Origin of the sequence: Streptomyces sp. NPDC049915, assembly GCF_040656475.1 — a bacterium.
In the GTDB taxonomy this organism is placed as follows: Bacteria; Actinomycetota; Actinomycetes; order Streptomycetales; family Streptomycetaceae; genus Streptomyces.
In genome coordinates this window covers 280,594-303,100 of sequence record NZ_JBFAMH010000003.1, presented here as the reverse complement: position 1 = coordinate 303,100, position 22,507 = coordinate 280,594, and the positions used below count along the sequence as shown (strand labels likewise).

15 protein-coding genes and 2 pseudogenes are annotated in these 22,507 nt (G+C 71.0%); 4 read left to right on the top strand and 13 right to left on the bottom strand.

From position 1 onward, the window contains the following. The first annotated feature begins 235 nt into the window (after positions 1–235). The gene (locus AB0J12_RS06210) at positions 236–1,138 is read left to right on the top strand and encodes an aldehyde dehydrogenase family protein (protein ID WP_363263224.1); all 903 of its coding nucleotides are present in this window, start codon (positions 236–238) and stop codon (positions 1,136–1,138) included. Positions 1,139–1,407: 269 nt separating this feature from the next. Here AB0J12_RS06210 and AB0J12_RS06205 read toward each other — a convergent pair whose 3' ends face one another. From AB0J12_RS06205 to AB0J12_RS06165, 9 genes and pseudogenes are all read right to left on the bottom strand, one after another. Beyond that, a complete protein-coding gene (locus AB0J12_RS06205) occupies positions 1,408–3,153 on the bottom strand; it encodes a GAF domain-containing sensor histidine kinase (protein ID WP_363263016.1) in 1,746 nt (581 codons plus the stop codon). 296 nt (positions 3,154–3,449) lie between these two features. After that, positions 3,450–4,139 (bottom strand): response regulator transcription factor, encoded by a 690-nt coding sequence (locus AB0J12_RS06200; RefSeq protein ID WP_363263015.1) that lies wholly within the window; start codon positions 4,137–4,139, stop codon positions 3,450–3,452. A gap of 87 nt (positions 4,140–4,226) precedes the next feature. Beyond that, positions 4,227–4,667, bottom strand: coding sequence for a pyridoxamine 5'-phosphate oxidase family protein (locus AB0J12_RS06195; protein WP_363263223.1), 441 nt, complete (start codon positions 4,665–4,667; stop codon positions 4,227–4,229). Positions 4,668–5,174: 507 nt separating this feature from the next. Beyond that, on the bottom strand, positions 5,175–7,541 hold the full coding sequence (locus AB0J12_RS06190; RefSeq protein WP_363263014.1) for a glycosyl hydrolase family 65 protein: 2,367 nt from the start codon (positions 7,539–7,541) through the stop codon (positions 5,175–5,177). 161 nt (positions 7,542–7,702) lie between these two features. Beyond that, the gene (locus AB0J12_RS06185) at positions 7,703–7,915 is read right to left on the bottom strand and encodes a pyruvate formate lyase family protein (protein WP_363263013.1); all 213 of its coding nucleotides are present in this window, start codon (positions 7,913–7,915) and stop codon (positions 7,703–7,705) included. A gap of 526 nt (positions 7,916–8,441) precedes the next feature. After that, the gene (locus AB0J12_RS06180) at positions 8,442–8,948 is read right to left on the bottom strand and encodes a flavodoxin domain-containing protein (RefSeq protein ID WP_363263012.1); all 507 of its coding nucleotides are present in this window, start codon (positions 8,946–8,948) and stop codon (positions 8,442–8,444) included. A gap of 319 nt (positions 8,949–9,267) precedes the next feature. Next, complete coding sequence (locus AB0J12_RS06175; protein WP_363263011.1) at positions 9,268–10,137, bottom strand: universal stress protein; 870 nt, start codon at positions 10,135–10,137, stop codon at positions 9,268–9,270. A 5-nt stretch (positions 10,138–10,142) separates the two neighbouring features. Continuing rightward, positions 10,143–11,166, bottom strand: a pseudogene (locus AB0J12_RS06170) (zinc-dependent alcohol dehydrogenase). A 25-nt stretch (positions 11,167–11,191) separates the two neighbouring features. Then, positions 11,192–12,097, bottom strand: a complete 906-nt coding sequence (locus tag AB0J12_RS06165) for a universal stress protein (protein WP_363263010.1) — start codon at positions 12,095–12,097, stop codon at positions 11,192–11,194. Between the two features lie 472 nt (positions 12,098–12,569). Here AB0J12_RS06165 and AB0J12_RS06160 point away from each other — a divergent pair, with 472 nt between their 5' ends. Together AB0J12_RS06160 and AB0J12_RS06155 are read left to right on the top strand one after the other, a co-directional pair. Further along, positions 12,570–13,034, top strand: a complete 465-nt coding sequence (locus tag AB0J12_RS06160; protein WP_363263009.1) for a cyclic nucleotide-binding domain-containing protein — start codon at positions 12,570–12,572, stop codon at positions 13,032–13,034. Then, positions 13,031–13,699: a CBS domain-containing protein gene (locus AB0J12_RS06155; RefSeq protein WP_363263008.1), complete on the top strand. Its 669-nt coding sequence runs from the start codon at positions 13,031–13,033 to the stop codon at positions 13,697–13,699. Before AB0J12_RS06160 ends, AB0J12_RS06155 begins: the two co-directional genes overlap by 4 nt. 304 nt (positions 13,700–14,003) lie before the next feature. On the opposite strand, the pseudogene AB0J12_RS06150 reads toward AB0J12_RS06155, so the two are convergent. Beyond that, positions 14,004–15,075: pseudogene (locus AB0J12_RS06150) on the bottom strand (zinc-dependent alcohol dehydrogenase family protein). 204 nt (positions 15,076–15,279) lie between these two features. On the opposite strand from AB0J12_RS06150, the gene AB0J12_RS06145 reads away from it, so the two are divergent. Then, a complete protein-coding gene (locus tag AB0J12_RS06145) occupies positions 15,280–15,678 on the top strand; it encodes an STAS domain-containing protein (protein WP_363263007.1) in 399 nt (132 codons plus the stop codon). Positions 15,679–15,946: 268 nt separating this feature from the next. Here AB0J12_RS06145 and AB0J12_RS06140 read toward each other — a convergent pair whose 3' ends face one another. The 3 genes from AB0J12_RS06140 to AB0J12_RS06130 all read right to left on the bottom strand — a co-directional run bounded on the left by AB0J12_RS06140 (position 15,947) and on the right by AB0J12_RS06130 (position 22,425). Beyond that, the gene (locus AB0J12_RS06140) at positions 15,947–19,117 is read right to left on the bottom strand and encodes a family 43 glycosylhydrolase (protein ID WP_363263005.1); all 3,171 of its coding nucleotides are present in this window, start codon (positions 19,115–19,117) and stop codon (positions 15,947–15,949) included. A 100-nt stretch (positions 19,118–19,217) separates the two neighbouring features. Continuing rightward, positions 19,218–20,273 carry a cellulase family glycosylhydrolase gene (locus AB0J12_RS06135; protein WP_363263004.1) on the bottom strand — a complete coding sequence of 352 codons (1,056 nt, stop codon included), beginning with the start codon at positions 20,271–20,273 and terminating at the stop codon, positions 19,218–19,220. Positions 20,274–20,382: 109 nt separating this feature from the next. Next, positions 20,383–22,425, bottom strand: a complete 2,043-nt coding sequence (locus tag AB0J12_RS06130; protein WP_363263003.1) for a glycoside hydrolase — start codon at positions 22,423–22,425, stop codon at positions 20,383–20,385. Positions 22,426–22,507: the final 82 nt, after the last annotated feature.

Below are 22,507 nucleotides of genomic sequence, written 5' to 3'. Positions count from 1 at the left end.
AGGTCCTTCACGGGGCCGGCGGCGGCGCAGGCCCAAGCGGCCGCCCCGGCCCTCGCCGCCCTCCCTCTCCCCGTGCGCGCATCCCTCCTGCGCGGCCTCTCGCACGCGCTGGGCGAGAACGCCGCACAGCTCGCGGCCGTCGCCGAGGACGAGACCCGGCTCGGAGTGGAACGCCTGCGAGGCGAAATCCGGCGTACGCCATCGGAGTTGGAGATGTTCGCCGACATCGTCGAGCCTGGTCACCGATCCCGCCATCCGCGCGGTCGGTTTCACCGGCTCCACCTCCGGCGGACGGGCCCTGTTCGACCTGGCCAACAGCCGCCCCGACCCGATCCCCTTCTACGGCGAACTCGGCTCGCTCAACCCGGTGGTGGTCGCACCGGCGGCCTGCGCGGCACCCGGGGCGGACGTCATCCGCGAGTACGTCGCCTCGGTCACGCTGGGCCAGGGACAGTTCTGCACCAAACCCGGCCTGCTCTTCCTGCCGGCCGGCCACGGTCTGGACGACCACCTGCAGCAACAGATCGCGGCCGTCCGCCCGGCCCCCCTGCTCGGCCCCTGGATCAGCACCGCCTACCACGCCATCCTCGAAGAACTCGCCGCCCACCCCGCGGTGCGTCCGCTGCACCTCACCCAGGCGCCGGACGATCCCAGGTTCTCCGCTCCCGCTCTCCTCGCCACCACGTCCGCGGACATACGAGCATGTCCCGGACTGCTCCGGGAGTGCTTCGGCCCCGCCTCCCTGATCATCACCTACACCACGGGCGACGACCTGCTGGAGACCATAGGCACCGTGCCGGGCGGTCTCACGGCGACCATCCACGGACAGGAACACGACGACGAGGCTCTGTTCCACCGTCTGTCGGCCGCACTGCAGGTCGGACGCCTGATCTGGAACGGCTGGCCCACCGGCGTCGCGGTGACCGCCGCCATGCAGCACCACGGCGGACCGTGGCCCGCCACCACCTCGCCCCTGCACACAAGTGTCGGCGGCACCGCCGTCGCTCGCTGGATGCGCCCCGTGGCCCACCAGAACATGCCGGAAGCACTCCTTCCCGCCCCGCTCCGACGCGCCAACCCCTGGGGTTTCCCCCAACAGGTGGACGGCTCCGGCCGGAATCCGGGTCAGAGCCGCTGAGACGCACGGGATGCGCGTCGGCGGAGTGACCCACCCATCGGCGCCGTGAGGCACTGGAACGGATGTGTCGCCGTCGACGCCTCTCGTGAGACACGGCGGGTGCCGTCACCGGCTCGCCCCGGCGATGGACGAGATGGGTGATCGCGGCCGTCGTCTTCTTTCTCTTCGGCTTCGGCAGCTCGTGCTGTCGTTTGGATCACCCTGGTGTCGCGGGGCCTGGCACGTACGTCTGCCGCACCTCACAGCCGGCCTGACCCGAACGACAGGGCCTAGTTATCGGAGGGGTCCGCCGACTCCTTCAGCGGCACGTGCCAGACCAGCCTGGCTCCCCCGCCTTCCGGGCGGCTGATTTCCATGTCGCCGCCCAGATTCCGCGCCCGTTCCGCCATATTGCGCAGACCGCTGCGGCGGCCTTCGGGCGGGATACCGACGCCGTTGTCGGTGACCGTCAGCCGTACCTCGTCGCCGTCGGTCTCCAGCACCACTTCGGCGCGGTCGGCTGCAGCGTGCCGCGCGATGTTGGTCAGGGACTCGGAAAGGACGGCCACGACATGATCGGCGGTCTCCGGCGGCACGTGGGTGTCGAGCAGGCCCTCCATCCGGACGCTGGGCGCGAAGCCCAGCACCGGTGTCGCATCGCCGGCCACCCGGACCGCACGGGCCCGCAGCCCGGGTGTCGAGTCGTCGTCGTGGGTCCGCAGGCCGAAGATGGTGGAGCGGATGATCTTGATGGTCTGATCGAGGTCGTCGACGGCCCGCCGCACCCGCTCCGAGGCCTCCGCGTGCTGGATGAAGCGGCCGGCGCTCTGCAACGTCATACCCGTCGCGAAGAGCCGCTGGATGGCCAGGTCGTGCAGGTCCCGGGCGATCCGGTCCCGGTCTTCCAGCAGGGTGATCTGCTCGGCGTCCCGGCGGCGCTCCGCGAGCTCCATCGCGACGGCGGCCTGCGCGGCGAAACCCTTCAGCAGCTCCGTCTCCCTCTCGGAGAAGTCACTCGCTCCCCTCTCCCGGGCGAGCAGCACCACACCGCGGACGCGGTCTTCACGGCCGATCGGCACGGCGATGGCCGGGCCCAGGCCGGCGAACCGCGGCGGACCCGCCGTCACCCGGTCGTCACGCGAGACGTCCGGGCTGCTCACTGGTGCACCGAGCACGAACGCCTGTCCGGTGAGGCTGCCCTCCACCGGCAGCACGAGCCCACGGTGTGCGTCGGCCTCCTGGCCGATGGCCAGCTCGACAGCGAGGGTGCCGGTGTCCTTCACAGGGGTCGCCATGGCGGCGAGCGCCGCGCCGGTGATCTCCCGCGCCCGCTCTGCGATCAGCCCCAGCACCTCGTGTTGGCCCGCCCCGGACATCAGACCGGTACTGATCTCAGCGCTCGCCACCAGCCAGCGCTCGCGCAGCTTCGACTCCTCATACAGACGGGCGTTGTCGATCGCCACGCCCGCTGCCACGGCCAGCGTCGACAGCACCGACTCGTCGTCCTCGTCGAACTGCAGCCCGCCCCGCTTCTCGGTCAGGTACAGGTTGCCGAACACCTGGTCACGCACGCGGATGGGCACGCCCAGGAAACTGTTCATCGGCGGGTGGTTCGGCGGGAAGCCGTACGACGCCGCATGCTCGGAGAGCTTTCCCAGCCGCAGGGGCTCGGGATGGCGGATCAGTTCCCCGAGGATGCCGTGGCCCTCGGGAAAGGGGCCGATGCGGGCGATCTCCTCGTCACTGACCCCGTGGGTGATGAACGCCGAGAGCCGCTCGCCGCCCGAGCCGATCACGCCCAGCGCCGCGTACTCGGCGTCGACCAGAACAGCCGCGGCCTCCACGATGCTGCGCAGCGCCTGTTCCAGCTCGAGTTCACGGCCGACCGAGAGCACCGCCTCCAGCAGGCTGCGCACCTTGTCCTGGGTGTCGCGGGCCGCGTCGAGGCGCGCCTGCAATTCCTCCAGCAGCTCGTCCAGCCGCAACTGCGGCAGCCGCACGACTCGTCCCTCGCCGGCACCCTCGGAGCTTCCCACCTGTGCCTCCCGCCCCCCTTGCCCTGCGTAAAACGCCCCGCCCAGCTTTCACGGTAACGGGCCGGACAAGGGGAAGATACGGGCTGGCGGCGAGGGACGCGTTGTGCCGACGCAGAGGACGGCCGACTCGATTCACGCGGCCGGCCCGGCCGGTCACGACGGCACTCCAGCCGGAGCGGGCGACCGCGTCGAACTCGCGGAATGTTCGTACGGATCGAGTCGGACATGGTCACCGGGCGTCGCCTGGCAGGGGCATGACGGACGAGCATCCTGCCCCTCGGCGGCCGGTGGTGCGTTCAGCGCCCGTCGGCGCGCCGGCGGTCCTGGGCCTGGGTGGCGATCACGGCTGCCTGGATCCGGCGTTCGACACCGAGCTTGGCGAGCAGACGGGAGATGTGGTTCTTCACCGTCTTTTCCGCCAGATACAGCCTCTGGCCGATCTGCCGGTTGGTGAGCCCCTCTCCGATGAGGGCCAGGATCTCCCGCTCTCGCTCGGTCAGTCCGGGCAGGGCATCCGGCTCGGCCTGCTGCTGCCCGCCCCGCAACCTGGCCATGAGCTTCGTGGTCGCGCTCGGATCCAGCAGTGACTGGCCACGGGCCACCGTACGCACGGCCGAGACCAGGTCCGACCCCCGGATCTGCTTGAGAACGTACCCGGACGCACCGGCCATGATCGAGTCGAGCAGCGCCTCCTCGTCGTCGAACGACGTCAGCATCAGACACGCCAGGTCCGACATGTTCGACCGCAGCTCCCGGCACACGGTCACGCCGTCGCCGTCCGGCAGCCGGACGTCGAGGACCGCTACGTCGGGGCGCAGGGCGGGGACGCGCACCAGAGCCTGCTCGACGGTGGCCGCCTCGCCCACCACCGTGATGTCCGGCTCGTCGTTCAGCAGGTCGTGCACTCCCCGGCGTACGACCTCATGATCGTCGAGGAGGAAGACCCGGATCGGGTTGTCGGGGCCCGCCTGCTCTCGCTCCGCCATCGGTTGCTCCTTGTCACGTGGCTGGGCCTCCTTGACGATCCTTACCCTCCCGGGGACCGAAGACCAGGGCCGATCGGCCCTGCTTTCTCACGGCGCAAGGTCCACTCCGTGGAGGGTCCGCCCTCCCACCAGCTCACGTCCGGTGACCAACTCGGTATCGATCCGGATGAACGCCCCGTCGACCGACGGGGCCCAGGGCCGCGGACCGGTCCGGACCAGACGCTCCCGCCCTGCGGGATCGTCGACGACGGTCGCCCGTCCGGTGACGACGACACTCCACCCTGCGAAACTCGTCGGATCGATCTCGTCCACCTCGAAGGCGACCACCGATCCGCCCACTGCACGGGCCAGCTCCGAGGCCGCCGAGGTACGCACGAGCACCGCGCCGTCGCCGTCCAGGCAGAAGTTCACCGGAAGCACTGCGGGCAGGGCGTTCCCGGTGTGAACGATGCGACCGACTGGCACCTTCGTCAGCAGGCGGAGGCACTCGTCGCGGTTCAGTTCGCGAAAACCGTCGTTGGGATACATGGCCGGTCCGTCTTTCGCCTTGTACTGCGGTAGATGTCCATGGTCGGCCGAGCGCCGGTACCGAACGAGGGCCACGGGTCCCCGCTCCATCGGAGACCGGCCCTGCCGCCGGCCGGCCCCCGGCTCCGCGCTCTGATCACCACTGCGCCCCAAGTGCTCCGGCGGCCTGTCCGTCACCGAGACACCTGGGGCGGGCAAGGGACCGCTCAGCCGTCCTGCGTCCAGTCGGCGACCTCGGGCAGGTCCATGCCGTGCTCGCGGCTCCATCGGCGTCGCACGCGCCTGGCGTCGCCCTCGGCCAACGCGTCCGCATCCAGCTCCTAAGCGTCCACCTGGTCAGCATGGGCCTGCCACAGGTCCGGGCCGAAGGTCTCGTAGCGGAGACAGGGGCCCATGCGACCACGTGGCGCCCGCACCGCGAGGTGCCGCTGGGCGCGTTCGCGGGTTCGCCGCAACGTCGTCGAGCGGTGTTTCAGCGAGCTGCTTGGCTCGGCAGGATGCGAATCCTTATCCAAGCACCAGCTCACAGTCCTCCCCAGGCTCCACACTGACCGCCCTGTCGGGCAGCTCGATGTCGACCGGCAGCAGGTCGGACGGCGGGACACTGATGTGCAGTCGCTGGTGGTGAAGTCGCAGCCGGATGCCCCAGTGACCCCGGTAGCGGATGGAGAAGCCGTACGACGACAGCTCCGGCAGCGGCACGGGGTCCAGCCACAGCGCCCCGGCCCGGGTCTCGAGGCCGGTCAGTCCGCGCTGGACGAGGTCGAGAGTGCCGGCCATGGCGCCCAGGTGGATGCCTTCTCCCGTGGTGCCGCCCTGCACGTCGGCGATGTCACCGCGCAGGGCTTCCTGGCAGAACGACCAGGCCTCGGCACGCCGGCACCGGGCGAGGACCCAGCCGTGGACCAGGCCGCTGAGGGTGGAGCCGTGGCTGGTGCGGTCCAGGTAGTAGTCGACGGTGTGCTGCCACGTTCTCTCGTCCAGCTGGTATCCCAACCTCTGGAAGAGGCAGTGGAGTTCCGCCGGGGAGAACAGGTAGCCGAGCATCAGTACGTCGGCCTGCTTGGATGCCTTGTAGCGGTTGACGGTGTCTCCCTCGGCCTCCAGAATCCGGTCCAGGCGCCGGATGTCGCCGTACCGTTTGCGGTAGTCGTCCCAGTCGAGTTCGGCCAGCTCGCCGTACCCGTCGAACTGGCTGATCACCCCGTCGTGGAACGGCACGCGCAGCGTGCGTGAGATCCGGTCCCACTGATCCAGTTCGTCGTCGTCCAAGCCGGTGCGTTCGGCCAGTTCGCGGCGGCGCGGTTCGGGGAGGGCGCGCAGCACGTCGAGGGTGCGGGTCAGGACCCAGGCCGCCGTGACGTTGGTGTAGGCGTTGTCGTCGAGCCCGGGTCGCTCCGCCCCCGGATAGGCGTCGTGGTACTCGTCGGGGCCGACCACGCCCTGGATGCGATGCCGTTGCAGGTACGTGTCCCAGACGGCCGAGCCGGCCCAGAAGCGGGAGATCTGCAGCAGCATCTCGGCACCACTGGTGTGCAGGAATTCAGCGTCACCGCTGGCCTCGCAGTACTGCCACACGTTGTAGGCGACGGCCGAGCCGACGTGGTGCTGAAGGTGGGAGTGGTCCGGCAGCCACCGCCCGGAGCGCGGGTTGAGGTGCAGCTGCTGCGTCTCCTCGCGTCCGTCGCTGCCGCTCTGCCACGGATACAGGGCGCCTCGTCGGCCGATGGCCCGGGCCGCGGCACGGGCCCCTTCCAACCGCCGGTAGCGGTAGTACAGCAGCGCGCGGGACACTTCGGGGAAGTGCAGGTTCAGGTAGGGCAACACGAAGAGTTCGTCCCAGAAGACATGGCCGCGGTAGGCCTCCCCGTTCAGCCCTCGGGCGGGAACACCCACGTCCAGGTCGGCCGTGTGCGGGGAGAGGGTCTGCAGCACATGGAACAGGTGCAGTTGCAGGATGTTGCCTGCCTCTCCGGGTACGTCGAGCTCGGCGCGGCGCCACAGCTGTTCCCAGGCCGTCCGATGCGACAAGAGCAGGCTTTCGAAGCCGGGCGCCGCGGCAATCCGAGCGAGGGCGGCCTGCAGGGGGTCACTGATCGCCGGGTCGTGTGAGGTGTGCAGGGCGACCGTCTTGTCGATGGTGGCGGTGCGGCCGGAACGCAGAGAGACCGTGAGGCGCTGCACAGCTCGCGTGGCTTCACTCAGGACCGTGACCGGTGCGTGGGCCGTGAGCCGGGCGGCGAGGGCTACCCGGATGTCCGACGTGCGGGTCCTGCAGCGCAGCCACATCGTTCCGGGCGAGCCGCTGCCGGTGTGGACGTGGGTCAGGTGACGGCCGTCAAGATCGCGGTAGCGCGCCACGCCGGCGTTGGTGACATTCCCGTCGAGCGCGGCCTCGACCTCGAGGTCCCCGGTGAAGTCCTCGGCGGTCAGCTCGGTGCGCAGGACGGCGAGGTGCGGGTCGGCCATGTGCACGAGCCGCTGCTGCCTCACCGAGAGCGTCCGCCCCTCGCCGAGCGAGTAACGGGTGTGCCGCTCCAGGAGCCCGCAATCGAGATGGAGGGTCTGACGGTGATCGAGGACGGCGGTCGTGTCGGGGCTGAGCCATTCTCCGCCCACGAGGCGGCAGCGCAGGGGAAGCCAGTTGGGCAGGTTGACCAGATCCTCGTTCTCGACTCGGCGCCCTGCGATCTCGGAGGTGAGCCGGTTGTAGCAGCCGGCCGCGTACGTGCCCGGGTAGTGCACGGCGTCCGCTGTGCACTCGGGCAGCGCCCCGCGGGTGGCGAAGTAGCCGTTGCCCAGTGAGCACAGGGACTCACGCAACCGCTCCTCCCCGGGAAGGTATCCCTCGTATGGCCAGGTCCGGTCGGTCACGGGGCGTCTCCTCGTCGAGCGGTTCCGTGAGGCCGGACGGCTGTCCAGGCCCTCCTTCAGCGCCGCGTTTCCCCCTCGGACCCCGCTCACACCCGCTGGGGGACCACGGCCAGTGGACGGCCGGCCGTCGAGCAGGGAACGTTCGGCGCGCTTGGCGGCGCTCAGCCGGTCGGTGCCGTACAGGGCGACGCGGCGGTAGCCGCCGATGATCCGGCCGCGGCCGTAGACGTCGGGCACCCGGTGATCACGCCGACCCGGCGGGCAGCGCGCATGGCGGCGGTGTACCCGTCGAAGACGCCGTCGTTGTGGGTCTTGCGGTAGCTGCCGAAGACCTTCGTCACGAAGGGGTCGGGTTCGTAGCCGTAGGCACGCACGCCGTTCCATCATGCGCAGACCGCCTTTCGGCATGATCTCCCGCTTGAGCGGGGCGTCCGTCTGCAGGCCGACGATCAGTTCGCGGTCGCGGTCGATGTATGCAGGTGCGGCCTGGCGGAAGCTCGCCGGGAGGCCGATGCGCTCGCGCCACGTCGTCCCGGCGAACTTCCGCCAGGCCTCGTCCGTTCGGCTGCCGGTGGGCACGGTCGTCGTGGTCATCACAGGTCCTCTCCCTGACTGGCTCCACCACCGATCCTTCTCGGGTACCTGTACGACGGGCAGTGCCGGTCAGGGCAGGGATGCCGTTCCGGTCCGCCCCGGCGACCGGGGCCGACCGGCCCCGTCCCCGGGACGCCCGGGACCCGCCGGGCGCTGACCGGGCGGCGACGGCTGGAGGGCACCGGGCAAGGCGTGCGGTCGCGGGGGCCGCGGACGTCCGTACGGAGCTCATCCACCGGTGAGCCCAAGAAGGGGGCCCGGCAGCCGCTCTACCGCTGCCGGAACCCCCTTGTGCGCGCGGCGGCGTCAGCCAACACGGACCCCTCTCATCTCCGCGGCGACCCGGGCCGCCCACTCCTCGATGTGGGCGAAGTCCCGGAAGTCACCGCCCTTTCCGCCGCGCAGGATCATCCCGGCGACGCGTCCTTTGGCGCCCTCCTCCAGGCAGCCGCCGAAGGTGACGTGTTCCCGGGCGTCGAGCCGGTCCATGATCCGCCGTACGCCGGGCACGGGCGGGATGTCCCGCTCGGACGCGGACGGGTCCAGCGGGCCGCTGCTGAACAGCCACACGGGGCGTTCGGACAGGGCGCGCCGGTTGCGGCGCACGAACCGGCGGGCGTCCTTGTGCCAGCGTCCGGCATACAGGGCACCGCCGGCGACCACGGCGTCATACGGTGTCACGTCCCGGACCGTCCCCGCCGGAGCGGTCTCGACCGTGAGTCCTTCCTTGCGCAGAACGTCGGCGACCGTATCGGCGATCCGTGCGGTGGATCCGTTCGTCGTCCCATAGGTGACGAGCACATTCGCGGCCATGGCGATCCGCCTCCTTTCCTGGTCCGGATTCCTGCACTTCGAGCGTCCGGCATGCCGGGACGCGGGCCCATGGGCTGTACGGCGGTGGCAGGGGGCCGGTCGGCCCTACGTGGATCGTGGAGAGGCGCGGGAAGGCGGACGGCATGACCAACCGGGGCCACAGGTACGTCGCCGAGAGCGGTGATGATCGGCGGGCCCGGCGGAACATGATCGCCCACCTCCTCGACTCGCTGCCCTGTCCCCAACCACCGGATACGAGCGGCCGCCGCGCGCGTCGCGAACGTGCGTCGCCGAGCACGCGGCGCGCCTGCGAACCGTCTCAAGCGTGCCGGACGACGGCCACGGCGCAGGCGGATTGGTGCAGCACGGCGTGCGCGACCCGGCCCAACTGCAGCCCGCCCTCGCCATGGCGGCGCCGGGAGCCGACCACGAGCAGGTCGGCGTTCCCGGACGCGGCCTCCAGAACACGCCGGGCATGGCCCTCGGCCGTGCGGCAGTGCACTCGGACCTCCGGGGGGACAGCGGCCAGCGCCGCCTCCAGGACGTCCACCGCACGTTGTTCGTGCATCCTGGCGGGCTCACCGGCCGGCAAGGGGAGATCGGTGGTCTCGTGGGCGGGGCACCGCCAGGCCCGCACGGCCTCGAGCGGCACTCCCCTCAGCCGGGCTTCCTCAGCGGCGAACCTGACCACGGCCACCGCCTCGCGGCCCTCCCCCACGCCCACCACGACCCGCCCGCGGACCGCCGTACGGGCCTGGTTGTCATGACTGCCGCGCAGCACCACCACCGGGCAGTCGGCGTGACCGGCGACGCTCAGGCTGACCGACCCGAGCAGGAATCCGGTCAAGCCGCCCCGGCCGCGTGCGCCGACGACAACCAGCGCCGCGTTGCGGCCCTCGCGCACGAGGGCGTACTCCGCCTCCTCCGGCAACACGTCAGTGGTCACCTTCAGGTCGGGCTGCCGCTGCCGGGCGCGCCGTGCGGCGGCGTCCACGACATCCTCGGCCAGTGCCTCCTCCGGAGGCTTGCCGACATCATCGGCGATGCCCGCTCCCTCGTAGCGCTCCCAAAGAGAGGCGTACACCACCCGCAGCGGCAAGGCGTGCAGCACGGCCTCGTCCGCCGCCCACTCGGCGGCGCGCAGACTCGCCTCGGATCCGTCCACTCCGACGACGACAGGGAGTTCCATGACCCTCACCCTCCGGCACCCGGATCGAAGACGATCCGGGCCTTGACCTGGCCCCGCAGCACCTCGTCGATGCAGTCGTTGACGGCGGTCAGCGGGCGGGTCTCGTAGATGACCCCGGTGCGGCCCGGGGCGTGCAGTTGGAACACCTCCGCGAGGTCCTGACGTGTGCCGACGGTCGAACCGATCACCGACGTGCCGTTCAGGACGGTGTCGAAGATCGGGACCGGAACGGTGCCATGTGCGGGCAGCGCCACCATCACCAGTTTGCCACCGCGCCGCAGGCCGGCGTTGGCGGCGGTGAACGAGGCGTCGTTCGCGGCCGGAGCGATCGCGGCGTGGGCGCCACCGTGCCGCTTCAGCACCGCGCCCACCTCCTCGCTGCGGGCGTCGATGACGATGTTCGCGCCGAGTTCGGTGGCGAGCTGAAACTTGTCGTCGGTGACGTCGATCGCGGCGACCGTGGCGCCAGCGATCTTCGCGTGCTGCACGGCGAGGTGACCGACCCGCCGACGCCGGAAATCGCCACCAGCTGCGCGGGGCGGACGTCGGCGACCTTTTCAGCGCCTTATAGGCGGTGACGCCGGCGCACGTCAGCGGAGCGGCGTCGAAGGCGCTGACTCCGTCAGGCACCGGCTGCGCGAAGTCCGCCCATGCCGGCATCGTCTCGGCATACCCGCCGTCGCAGCCGTATCCCGTGTTGATCTGCTGCTCACACAGCGTCTCCCAGCCGGACAGGCAGTGCTCGCAGCGCCCGCAGGCACAGCCGAGCCATGGGACGGCGACCCGCTGCCCGATCGTAAGGTGAGTGACACCGTCGCCCAGCTTCTCGACCAGGCCGACGCCCTCGTGGCCGGGAATGAACGGCGGGTTCGGCTTGACGGGCCAGTCACCGTGGGCGGCGTGGATGTCGGTGTGGCACAGCCCCGATGCCTCCAGGCGTACCCGGACCTGGCCGGGGCCGGGTTCCGGGTCGGGGCGCTCCTCGACGACCAAGGGCCGGCCAAGCGTTCGGACGACGGCTGCCTTCACGATCTGTCTCCTGAGAGGTGGTGGCTCAGTCGTGTGCGACGACGGCGACGGGGGCGGTGGCGTGGTGCAGGACGGCGTGCGTGACCGGGCCGATGTGGGCGCCGAAGGGCCGGCGCCGGATGCGGCGGCCCACGACGACGAGAGAGGCCCCACGGGCGGCGTCGACCAGGTGGTCCGCTGCGCTGCCCAGGCGTGACTGTGCGACCACGTCCACGGAGGGATACTTGCGGCGCCACACGCTCAGCGCCTCCGTGAGCCGGGCGGCCTGCTGGCGCGAGATCTCGTCGTGCCACTCCGGGTCGGCGACGAGGCCGTACACGTAGTACGGCGGGAAGCTCCAGCCGTGGACGACCTCGAGGCCGCCGCCCCGGCGGTCGGCCTCCTCGAAGGCGAAGGCGAGCACGGCGTCCGCCGAGCCGCTGATGTCGATGCCGACGACGACCGGCTGGAAGCGGGTAGCGGCGGACGGGATCCCGACCGGGTCCGGCTCGTGCTCGTCGGCGGCCTGTTCACCGGCCCGCACGAGGACGACGGGGACCTCGGTGTGCGCGATCACCGCATGGCCGACCGATCCGACGAGGAAGCCGCCGGCGCCGCTCATGCCGCGCGAGCCGAGCACCAGCAGTTCGGCGTCCTCGGCCACCTCGGGCAGGACCTCGCCGGCCCGGCCGGAGATCTGCTCCATGGTGATCTCGACGCCGGGATGGCGCAGCTTGATGCCGTCGGCCGTCTCCCGGGGAACACGCTCCCGCCAGTGGGCCTCCGTCTCCTTGCCCAGCAGGTGTGCCTGCGCCAGGGGCTCGGGCATCGGCTCCCAGACGTGCACGATCTTCATCGGCAGACCGCGCAGCTTCGCCTCACGCGCCGCCCATTCGGCCGCGGCGCGGCTCTCGTGCGAGCCGTCGAGTCCTGCAACGACACTGCGGACCATGATGGGTGCCTCCTGATCGGGGGTTGTGCTTCCAGGCTCCTCGCCCGTCCCCGGCTTCGGCAGGGGCCGCAGGTCCCCCGTGTGGGCCGACCGGCCCTACCGTTACGGCCCCCAGGGACCGGGAGCCGACGGATCGGTGGCGTCCCGCCGCCCCTGACGCGGTCGCCCACTGACCTGAGCAGGCGCAGGCCCAGCGCGGGGCGAGGCAGGGGTCTCGAGGCGAGACTCGGCCGGGCGGATGTGGGTCCCGGAGGCGGCCGTGTCGTACGGCGGCGTCCGGGACGCCCTTCACGGCTGGGCGTGCGGTGCGTTCGACGAACCGGGACGCAGCGCCGCCTTCGGGCCCGTCCAGTCGGGCAGGCAGCCGCCGAAGCCGGGTGGCCCGGCCAAAGGGCCGGGTGGCCCCTGGCCCAGCCGGCGCCGACGGCCCAACCTGGAGTTGATCGGTCCATCCGCTTCCCGGAGGCGCGCCATGAACGCTCCCCTCACCACGATGTTGCCGCGGGCGCTGCCCGCCGAGCACCGGCAGACGCTCATGGAGACCGCCCACGAGGTGGCGTTCACGATGGGCACCCGCCTCTTCCAGGAGGGTGGTCGCGCCGACCGCTTCTGGATCATCCGGACCGGCACGATCGACCTCGACATGCGGGTGCCGGGCCGCCGGGCGGCCGTCATCGACTCCCTCGGCCACAACGAACTCGTCGGCTGGTCCTGGCTGTTCGCCCCGCACGTCTGGCACCTCGGTGCGCAGGCCGCGACGCCGGTGCGGGCCTATGAGTTCGACGCGACGCTCGTCCACGCGATGTGCGCCGAAGACCCGGAGTTCGGCCGGAGCATCGCACAGTGGGTGGGCGAGGTCGTCGCGCACCGGCTGCGCACGGCCCGCACCCGGCTCCTCGACCTGTACGCGCCCTACGGCAGCGGAGGCATGCGATGACCCCGACAGACGCCCCGCACGTGGTCGGGGACGTGATGACCCGCGCCGTGGTTACCGTCGGCACCGGCACCGCGTTCAAGGACGTCGTGCGCACCCTGCAGGAGCGCAGGGTCAGCGCGCTACCCGTACTGGACGGCTCCGCACGGGTCCTCGGGATCGTCTCGGAGGCGGATCTGCTGCCGAAGGAGGAGTTCCGCGACAGTGACCCGGACCGCCACACCCAGCTGCGCCGGTTGTCCGACCTCGCCAAGGCCGGATCCGTGACCGCCGAGGAGCTGATGACCTCGCCCGCCCTGACCGTGTCCGAGAACGCCACGCTCGCCCGGACCGCCCGCATCATGGCGCGAGCCCGCGTGAAGCGGCTGCCCGTCGTGGACGGCTCCGGCCGGCTCGTCGGGATCGTCAGCCGAGCCGATCTGCTGAAAGTGTTCCTGCGGACCGACGAAGACATCGCCGAGCAGGTACGGCGTGAGGTCATCGCCTCTCTCCTGCCCTCTCCGGCGTCCGCGGTCCGCGTGACGGTGTGCGACGGCGTCGTACTGCTCGCCGGACGGGTGCGCGACCGAACCCTGGTGCCGGTCGCCGCGCGCCCGGTGAGGGCCGTGGAAGGAGTCGTGGACGTGCGGTTCGAGTTGGAGGAGCCCACCGCGTCCCGCCGGACCTGACAGGCCGCCCCGCTCAAAGCCTGGATCGACCGACGGCCTGGCCCCGGTGAGCAGGGCAGCCGGCCGACGTCACTGGACCGGACTTCCGTATGCCTATCTCGCCGCCGACACGGGAGCGGCGGCCGCGCTGCAGGCGGTGGCACCGGTCCTGTTCGCGATCGTGTCACGTGGCGGGCGTCCCGACCTCGCCTCTCCGGCTGCGCTTGCCGGTGTGCGCGTGCCCGTCCTGTTCGTCGTGGGCTCGCCCGACACCCGTGTGCTCGGCCTGAGTCGACTCGCCGTCGACTGGATGCACTTCCTTTCCTCAGGCCGCGCGGACAGCCAGTTCCGCGGGCGGTTGCCCGCCCAGTACCACCTTGAGCGCGCCCGTCTCCGCCGCCCGGCCGAAGACGTCGTACGCCTCCTCCATGCGCTCCAGGGAGAAGGTGTGGGTGACCAGCTCCGATGTGGGCAGCCGGCCCGCCGCCGCCATGCGCAGCAGGGTGGGCGTGGAGTGGGTGTCGACCAGGCCGGTGGTGATGGTCACGTTCTTGATCCACAGGTCTTCGAGGTGCAGCGTGGCGGGCCTGCCGTGCACGCCCACGTTGGCCACGCATCCACCCGGTCGGACCATGCGGGTGCACAGCTCGAAGGTCTCCGGTATGCCGACGGCCTCGACGACGACATCGGCGCCGAGTCCGTCCGTCAGGTCTGCGGTGAGCTCTTCGGGGGTCTCCGCCGGGTCCGCGACCGCGTCGGCGCCCAGACGCCCGGGCCGCCTCCCGCCGCGCGTCGGCCGGATCCACGGCAATGATGCGCTCGGGTGAGTAGAGCCGCGCGGTGGCGATCGCGGCGAGACCGATGGGACCGGCACCGACGACGGCGACGGTGTCGCCGGGCCGCACACGCCCGTTGAGAACGCCCACCTCGTAGGCGGTCGGGAAGATGTCCGCGAGCAGTACCGCGTCCCGGTCGGCGAGCGTCTCGGGCAGCGGGTGCACGGAGAGGTCGGCGAAGGGCACGCGGACGTATTCGGCCTGGGTCCCGTCGATCAGATGGCCCAGGACCCAGCCTCCGCCGCCCCGGCACTGGCCGTACATCGCTCTGCGGCAGTAGAGGCACCGGCCGCAGGCGGTGATGCAGGAGACGAGGACCCGGTCGCCCGGCCGTACGGTGCGCACGTCGGAGCCGGCCTCGACGACCGTCCCGACGGCCTCGTGCCCGAGCACGGTACCGGGAGACACCTCGGGCACATCGCCCTTGAGAATGTGCAGGTCGGTGCCGCAGATGGTCACACAGCCCACCCGTACGACCGCATCGGTCGGCTCCTTCACGACCGGGTCCGGCACGTCCTGCCAGGAGGACTGGCCGGGGCCGTGGAAGACGTAACCCTTCATGACGATCCTTCTCCTCCGCGATGCGGGAGTTGCCCCGTGCCTCCAGCCTCCACGGGACGTGGGCGTGCCGCTTGGGCCGGTCGGCCCCTGGTCCCAGGCCGACGGACCTCAGCGCCGGGCAGGCGCCCCGCCATGCCCTGATGGCCCAGCAGTAGGGCCGACCGGCCCTTTCGGGGGACCAGTGCTACGCGGTTGTCTCTGCTCATGGACGAAACCCACCCCACGGGCGCACCAGAGCTTGGTCTCGGCATCGTCAGTGGCACGACGCTGGTGGAACTCCGTGGCGAGCTCGACATGCTCACGGCCCCCTCCCTGGCCGCGCGTCTGGACAAGCTGACAGGGAGCTGCCGGCCCGACGTCGTGCTCGACCTGCGCGGGGTGTCCTTCATCGACTGCTCCGGGCTGGGCGTGCTGTGCCGGGCGAGGAACCGTGTTCTCGCCCGCTGGGGCAGGCTGCGGCTGATCTCCGACGATCCGGAGTTCCTGCGGATCTTGCGGTACGCACGCCTCGCGGACGTCTTCGAAGTCCATGCCGGTCCGCCGGTGACACTGCGCCTTGGCCTGTCGCCGGCTGTGACGGTGCAACACGGGTGCTCAACGTGAGCGGCGGCACGACGACGTCATGGAAGGGTGGCTCGTCCGCCAGGGGTGCGGTGTCCTTGACCTCTAGGGTCAGCAGCCACCACTTGTCGTGTACTCGATGATCGGCGAATCGCCGCAACCGTAGGCTGGTCCCCTACCCCGTCGGTACCGCGGCCCGTTGGGCTCTCGGCCAGCCCCACGACGCCGTCCGGGTGCCCTTTGCCGTACTGCGCGACGGGTGGGCCGGCTTCCCCTACCCGGTGAAGCCGGCCCGCCCGTCGCGCAGGGTCTACCGGACCGGGGCCGTGGTCGTCCCGGGTGTGATCGGTTCGATGCCGGTCAAGGTGGGGACGACCTTCTGGATGAGGCCGTCCGGGGTGTAGCGCAGCCGGTCGATGGTGACCTCCCGGTGGGTGCCGTCGCCGCCCGGGATCGCGAAGCGGTGGTAGGCGATGTACCAGTCGTCCGTGCCGGGGATCTGGATCACCGAGTGGTGACCGGTGCCCAGGATGCCGCGCGTGGGGTCCTTGGAGAGGATCACGCCGCGGTTGCGCAGACCGTCCATGAGCGGGCTGGTGCCGGTGGCGTACCCGACGCGGTAGTCGTCGCTGCGGGTGTCGTCGATGGACCAGCTCAGGTAGTAGACGCCGTCGCGCTTGTGCATGAACAGGCCCTCGCGGAAGCCGTCCAGCCCCGTCAAGCGCTTGATCTTCGCCGGCTCGTAAGAGGTCATGTCGGGGTTGAGGGGTACCACGTAGGCGTTGCCGTTGCCCCAGTAGAGGTAGGACTGCCCGTCGTCGTCGGTGAAGACGGCGGGGTCGATGGCCTGGCCGCCGTCGGGGTTCGCGGCGACGAGGGGCTTGCCGGAGTCGGTGAAGGGGCCTGTCGGCTTGTCCGAGACCGCCACGCCGATCTTGGCGTCGGCGCAGAAGTAGAGGTAGTACTTGCCGTTCTTCTCGGTCGCGGCGGGGGCCCAGGCCCTGCTGTCCGCCCACGCGACGTCGGGCCCCAGGTCGAGGATCACCGGGTGCTCGGTCCAGTGGACGAGGTCCTTGCTGGACCAGGTTTTGAACGTGGAGCCGCTCCAGCCCGGGTAGCCGTCGCTGGTCGCGTAGATGTAGTAGGTGTCACCGAAGCGCACGATGTTCGGGTCGGCGTTGTAGCCGGGCAGGGACGGGCTGCCCATCACCTCGGCGCGTACGGTCCAGGTGCGCACGGTGTGGTCGGCCGCGCGGACCCGGTAGGTCACGGCGGACGTGAAGTCGTGGACGCTGCCGTTGGCCGGCTCCACCCTGCTGGTGCCCGCCACGCCGAACCGCGGCGCGAGACGGCGTACGTCGGTCCCGGGCTTGACCGGCAGCAGCACCGTGGAGGCGGCCGAGTCGATCACGGCGGGGACCTTCAGTGCGGCCAGGTCGACCGAGGTGATCTCCGTGCGGTTGCCGGGCAGTTCGCGCACCTCGTCGGCGTTCAGAGCCCGGTTCCAGAGGGAGAAGCCGCGCATCGACCCCTTGAAGTACTTGTCGCTCGCGTACAGCGAGCGCCCGAGCTGGTTGGCGGTGGTCCGGCCGCCGCCGATGTCGCCGGGGCGGAGGGTGACGGCGTCGTTGCGCGCCACCTCGGTGCCGTCGAGGTAGAGGCGTGCCGTTGTGCCGCCGAGGGTGTAGGTGAGCGTGTGCCAGCTGCCGCGCGGCAGGTTCCGGGTGCCCGCGGTCTGTTCCGTGCTCCAGTTGCCGGTCGTCAGGGAGGTCCGGTAGCCGTCGCCGGTGGTGAAGAGGTAGCCGTTCCCGCTTCCGTCGGCGGAGTTGCCCAGCCCCCACAGCCAGTAGGGCGTGGCCTGGTCGGGGTCGATCTTCACCTCGGTGGAGACCGTGAGGGCGTCCAGGCCGTTCATCAGGTTGTCCGGCAGAGTGACATAGCCGTTGGTGCCGCCGAAGTCGGCGGCGTCCGCGGTGCGGCTGACGTCACCGTGTACGACGGCGTCGTAGCCGTGGCCGGTGTCGTCCGGCACGCGCGTGCCGCTGCCGCCGAGGCGGTACGACGCGACGAGTCCGTGCTCGTCCGCGGCGAGGGGCTGCGGCACGCCGCGCAGCCGGTCCATCTCGGCCTGGGTGACGGGCAGGACCGTGCCGTGGCGGGGGCTGGCGGGCAGCTGGTACCCGGTGGACATCGTCCACTTCCCGGAGGCCAGGTCGGTGGTCTCGAAGGGGACGTAGCCGCGGCCGCCGAACTCGTCGATGAACAGGTACCACTTGTTCTCGGTGTTCGACTTGAAGACGGTGGGTCCCTCGCCCTGATTGATGCCGGGGTGGGTGGCGTCGCCCTTGCCGATGCACTCCGAGACGAAATCCCAGTCGGTGTTCAGCAGCCGGGTCGATTTCTCCTCGATGACGAACTTGCTGCACGGGGTGGAGGAGGTGTTGTTCCGCTCGTCCTTGGTCAGCCGGTAGTACGTGTCGCCGTCCTTGATGACGGTGGAGTCGATCACCGAGTAGCCGGGGTCCTTCCACACGCGGGGCGCGGAGAACGTGCGGAAGTCGCGTGTGGTGGCGTACATCATGCGGTTGTAGCTGCTGCCGGTGTGGGCGGTGTCGGCCGGGTCGTACAGCTTGGACGCCCAGAAGACGACGTAGGAACCGAGGCTGTCGTCCCAGTACGCCTCGGGCGCCCAGGTGTTGCCGGCGGTGTCGTCCGAGACCTTGACGTGGCGCTGGTCGGACCAGTGGATCAGGTCGGTGGACTCCCACACCTCCAGGTACTTGCTTCCGGTGCGCTGGGCGGCGTCCCAGTTGCCGTTGCCGTAGATCCTCAGGTCGGTGGCGATGAGGTAGAACCTGTCGCCCTCGGGGGAACGGATGACGAACGGGTCGCGCACGCCCTTGTCGCCGAGGGTGGAGGTGAGCACGGGCTTGCCGCCGTTGAGCTCATCCCAGTGCAGGGGGTCGTTGCCGCGGCTGACCGCGGAGTGGATCTGCTCGCCGTCGGAGCGGCCCTCGCCGGTGAAGTACTCGAAGAGATAGCCCTGGTACGGCTCCTTCTTGGGCAGGGGGCGCACGGTCAGGTCGAAGCGCCGCTCGGCCTGGGCCTCCCCGAGGCGCACGGTCGCGGTCAGCCGCACCGCGCGGGCCGGCTCACCGTAGGCGGGGCGGTGGACTTCGCCCGTGGGGGTGACGGTCCTCGGGTCGGTCGACTTCCAGGCGACGCGGGTGCCGTGGCGCCCGGTGGTGGGCAGGGTGAGGTTGCCGCGGACGTCGTCGGCGTCCCTGACGGTGAGGGCGGCGGCGGCCTCCGTGACCTTCGCGCGGTCGCCGGCGGTCTCGTCGTTCTGCGCGACCGCCGGCGGGCCGCCGGGGGGCCCGGCCTTGGCCGGTGCGGCTGTGAGCGCAAGGGCGAGCAGGCACATCAGCACCCCAGGGACCACTCGCGCGGTCCAGGTGAGGCGGGGGTATGGATGGGGCATGGGCGGTTCCTTCCGGTGAGGGTCGTGGCACGCGTCCCGCCACGGGGGCGGCGGCGGGACGCGGCTGGTGCTCCCTGCGGTGGCGGGTGAGGCCGGCGACTCAGCGCGTGACTGGCTTGCCGCGGCCCCAGGCCCAGGCGAGCCGGTCGGCTCCGGACGGGTTGGTCGTGGCGAGCCAGGGCCGTTCGGGGTCTCCGACGAGCCTTTGCAGCGTGTACGTGTCGTCGCTGCGCAGGCCCGGCCAGTAGACGGCGCCCATGCCGAGCTCGCGGAAGGTGTCGGTGACGGCCTGCACGTAGTTGACGAAGTTGTCGGAAGGGTCGGCCTTGTTGTAGTCCAGGCCGGTCGTCATGGGGGCGCCGAACTCGTCGGCGACGGTGCGGCCGGCGCAGTCGCCGATGCGTTCCTTGAGGTCGGCGACCCACTGGTCGTAGGTGGCGTAACTCTTCCAGAACCCGTAGTGGTGCAGTGACAGGTGGGTTCCGCGCAGACGCGGGTCGGCGCACACGGTGGTGACGTGGTCGTTGTAGCCCGCTCCGCTGACGAAGACGCGTTCGCGGGGGACGTCGGGGTAGGTCGCCAGCCAGTTCGCGGCGATGTCGGCCCATGCGGTGTCGGTGTAGCCGTGGGGCTCGTTCATCGGCTCGAAGTAGACGCGGGCGTCGTCGGCGTAGGCGTGGACGACGGTGTCCCACATCGTCCGGTAGGCCCGGGTGTCGTCGATCAGGCCGTCCTTGCGGGCGCCGGTTCCCTCCCAGTAGGAGACGATGACCTTGAAGCCCTGCCGGGTGGCGGCGTCGATGACGCCTCGGTACGCGTTCCAGTACGGGCCGTTGACGGTGTACGGGTTGATCGGCAGCCGTACGGTGTTGGCACCCAGGTTGGCGCGGAAGGCCGTGATCACGCGGGTGGCCTTGGCGTAGGTGCGGGCGTAGTCGTCCGACGTCGACAGGCCGGAGAGGACGACGGGATCGTCGGCGAAGTTGTCACGGGGGTCCGCCCAGTTGACGCCCCGGAACTCGGCGGTGTTCTGCTGCGGGGCCGCGGCGGCGGGGGCGCCGGTCGCGGTCGCGCCGACGGTGGCGGCCAGAGCGGCGGCCGTCACCAGGGGCGCCCATCGGCCGGCGGCACGGCGACGGGTCTTGGGCAGGCGCATGTCAATCCCTTTCGGTCGGTGTCGAGGCACCCGCCCCGCACATTGCGGGGAGGGGCGGCCCAGCCGCCGCGCGGCGGCACGGACGGCCGGGCCTGTCGTGGCACACGGTCTAGCTGCCGGAGGCTGTCAGGTCCGTGACCCTCCATCGCTGATTGGAGCCGGAGTTGGGCGGCCGGGTGGTGACCGCGGCGCCCGCGCCGGTCGCCTGTCCCCCGACTTCCAGCAGCCGCCCGCCGGCGGCGTTGACCAGCGTCCAGGAGCCATCGCCGGTGGTCGAGGCGATCCATTCGGTCGCCGCGTCGCGCCGGCCGGTGTCCGGTTCGGCGACCGGGACGTTGTCACGGACCGCGAGGCGTTTGCCGTCCACGGCGCTGGTGAGCACGTACCGGGCATCGCTCGCGCTGCCGGGGCGTACCTGGCTCAGCCGCCACTGCTGGGCGGTGGAGCCGCTGGGCGTGCCGATGACGAGGCTGGTGCCGTTGCCCGCGACGGTGACCGCCTTGCCGCTCTGCACGCCGGTGACGGTGTAGGTGTGGCCCTCGCGCAGCAGCGGTGCGTCCTGCGCGACCCCGGAGACGCCCTTGACGACGAAGGACGTGACGGACTGGGCGGGCACGGTGAAAGTGGCCCGGCCGTCCTCGACCCTGACCGCGTCCCGTACGGCGAGCTTGCCGTCGGCGCTGGTGACGACCGGCGTGACGGTGGCACCGCGGCCGATGCTGCGGAACTTCGTCAGGTCGAGGGTGACCCTGCGTGCGCTGGTGGTGCTGTTGACGTGCACCAGCGAGGCGCCCCTGCCGTCCTTGGTCACGGCGGCCGCGCTGGAGGTGTCGTCGACCTTGATCAGACGGTCACCGGGCTTGATGAAGTGGGTGAAGTTGCGTGCCGTGTCGAACTTGGTGTTGGTGCGGATCGGGCAGGTGCCGAGGGTGTCCGCGGAAGTGCAGCTGAACGGGAGCTGGATCTCGCCCCAGTTGCCGCCCTTGGCCGACTCGCCGCCGGGCTTCATGTTGTCGTAGTCCTCGACGGGCTGCCAGAACACCCAGGCGCGCGGCTCCAGTTCGCGCAGGTCGTCGACGATGTGCTGGGCGAGGCCGAGTCCGGGACGCATGTCCGTGAAGCTCTGCCCGTCGCCCCAGTCGCCCTCGACCTCGCTCATCCAGAGCTTCTTGTCCGCCGCCTTGGCGAGGTCGCGGACGGTGGTGCGCTGCCCGGTGCCGTAGGTGTGGACGTTCATCTGGCCGACGAGGTCGCGGTCCTGGGCGGTGTAGGCGCTCCAGTTCTGCGCGAACGTCGAGGGGTTGGTCTCGTCCATCGCGGAGATCCGGGCGTGGGTCTTCGCCGCGCGCAGGGCCGGTGCCAGCGCCTGCAGCACCTTGCGCTGCATCGCGGGGCTCACGTGGGCGCCCTCCTGACGGCCGCCGACGGGGCGGCCGTCCGCGCCGAGGCGGGTGCTCCAGTAGGGGGTGTTGGGCTCGTTGAACGGGTCGACGGTCTTGACCTTGATGCCGTGCGCCTTCTCCAGCCGCTCGGTGGCGCCGGCCAGGTAGGCGGCGTAGTCGTCGACCGACTCGGTCCTGAGCTGGTCGGCGGTGGCGTCGAAACCGCCGGAGACGTAGCCGGAGACCGTCATGAACCAGGGCGGGGAGTTGCTGAAGGTCTCCCAGTGGGTGATGTCGTTCTTGATACGGTCGACCCACCAGCGCTGCGTGGCGTCGGCGTCGTCGTTCCAGTCGGCCGGGTCGTCGGCGTTCCACCAGTTCGTGTCCGCGCGGGTGGTGCCGTCGGGGGCCTTCCACCAGCCCTGGACGGCGCCTCCGGCCCGCAGGTAGTCCTTGACGTCGGGGGCGTTGCCGCCGCCGATGTTGTAGCGGGCGATGTTCAGGCCGAGGCCGTCGTCGTCGAAGAGGAGGGCGGCGAGCCTGTCCCGTATCTCCGGCGGGTAGCCGCCGGTGACGTTGGCGAACCAGGCCAGGCTGGTGCCCCAGCCCTCGAACGGCTGCTGCTGGTAGGAGGGGTCGGGCCGGAGCGTGACGGAGGGGATGTCCGCGGCCTGTGCGGGGCTCGGGACCGAGACCAGGGCGGCCCCGGTGGCGAGGGCGGTGAGGCCGGCGGCGGTGAGCAGCCGTCTGCTGCGGGTGCGGCGTGCCATCGGTGTGCTCCCAACTGAAGGAGGGTCGCGCTGACGTGGGCCATCCCGCCCCGTATCGGGGCAGGAGGGAACGGCCCTTGAG